The organism is Micromonospora sp. KC723 (assembly GCF_004348595.1).
Lineage (GTDB): Bacteria > Actinomycetota > Actinomycetes > Mycobacteriales > Micromonosporaceae > Micromonospora.
The window spans coordinates 1-1,444 of sequence record NZ_SMKD01000270.1 but is presented as its reverse complement, the minus strand read 5'-3'; the positions used below and the strand labels follow the sequence as shown (position 1 = coordinate 1,444).

At 75.2% G+C, this 1,444-nt stretch carries 3 protein-coding genes; 2 read left to right on the top strand and 1 reads right to left on the bottom strand.

The annotated features are described in order from the left end of the window. A partial coding sequence (locus E1165_RS28575; protein ID WP_243705039.1) for an AIR synthase related protein occupies positions 1-355 on the bottom strand: 355 nt, incomplete at its 3' end. A 155-nt stretch (positions 356-510) separates the two neighbouring features. Between E1165_RS28575 and E1165_RS28570 the strand changes: the two genes are divergently transcribed. Together E1165_RS28570 and E1165_RS28565 are read left to right on the top strand one after the other, a co-directional pair. Further along, positions 511-744, top strand: coding sequence for an Lrp/AsnC ligand binding domain-containing protein (locus E1165_RS28570; RefSeq protein WP_013284547.1), 234 nt, complete (start codon positions 511-513; stop codon positions 742-744). Positions 745-753: 9 nt separating this feature from the next. Then, positions 754-1,383 carry a DUF3515 family protein gene (locus E1165_RS28565; RefSeq protein WP_243705040.1) on the top strand — a complete coding sequence of 210 codons (630 nt, stop codon included), beginning with the start codon at positions 754-756 and terminating at the stop codon, positions 1,381-1,383. Positions 1,384-1,444: the final 61 nt, after the last annotated feature.

Sequence of the window (1,444 nt, the reverse complement as noted above, 5' to 3'; positions counted from 1 at the left end):
CCCCCACCGTGGCCGCCTCCGCCCCGAGCCCGTCAGCCAGCCCCTCGGCCCAGGCGGTGTCCAGGTCCGCCGGCAGGCAGAGGGCGACCAGGAGCGCGGTGGGGGTGGCCCCCATCGCGGCGATGTCGGCGAGGTTCGCCGCCGCCGCCCGGTGCCCGACGTCACGCGCGCTGGACCAGTCCCGGCGGAAGTGCCTCCCCTCGACGAGCACGTCGGTCGACGCCACCACCCGGCGGTCCGGCGCGGCCACCACCGCCGCGTCGTCACCCGGACCGAGCAGGCAGTTCTCGCCATGCGTCAGTCGGGCCGTCACCCGCTCGATCAGCCCGAACTCCCCGACACCCGCGACCGTCATCCCGTTCCCTCGCTCCCGTCCGTGCCGCCCTCGCCCCAGCGGCGGGTACGCTCGCTCACCGCGTCCAGCCGGCCACCGATAGGGATCACCCCTGCTCCGTAAGGTAGTTTCACCCTTCGGGCCGCCCGCTGGCGGCGACGGACGGAGGTCGAGTCGTGGTACAGGCGTACATCCTCATCCAGACAGAGGTAGGGCGGGCGCGTGACGTGGCCGGCCTGATCGCGGACCTTGCCGGCGTGGTCCGGGTCGACGCCGTCACCGGGCCGTACGACGTGGTCGTGCTCACCGAGGCGAACACCGTCGACGAACTCGGCAAGTTGATCGTCAGCAAGGTGCAGATGGTGCCGGGCATCACCCGCACCCTCACGTGTTCTGTGGTGCGGCTGTAAGTGGACCAGATCACCTCGACCTCATCCCCGTCCGTCGACCGCGACCCGCCGGCGAAGGGCCCCGGCCGACCGGGACGGGACCCGGCGACCCGGAAGGCGGCGCTGATCGCCACCCTGGTCGCGGTGCCGGTGACCGCGGCCGTCGGCGGGCTCGCCTTCGCCCGGCTCGCGCCCGGCACCCCGGCCGCCACGCCCGGCCCGACCGCGACGGCGGCCCGCGCGCAGTCCGGCGCGCCGGTCGAGATGGCCGCCCCGGCGCTCGGCGCCCGCCCGGCCACGGTCTGCCGCGCGCTGATGTCGCAGCTGCCCGGATCGGTACGCGACCTGAGGCAGCGGCCGGTGACCGCCGGCGCCGAGCAGAACGCCGCGTACGGCGATCCGCCGCTGACGGTGGCGTGTGGCGGCGCGGAGCCGACCTTGCCCGCCACCGACGACGTCTGGACGGTCAACGGGGTCTGCTGGCACGCCAAGCAGGAGGCCGGCGCCACCGTGCTGACCACCGTCGACCGGGAGACCGCCGTCACGGTCACCGTGCCCGGGGCGTACGAACAGCCGTTGCAGTGGGTCGCCCCGATCTCCGACACGATCGTCGCCTCCGTCCCGTCCGGCGGCGACGTGCCGTCCGGCTGCGAGGGCTGACCGACCACGAGGCTGACCCGGCCCCGAGGGGCCGGGCCGCGTGGTGGGCGGGGGGTCAGCG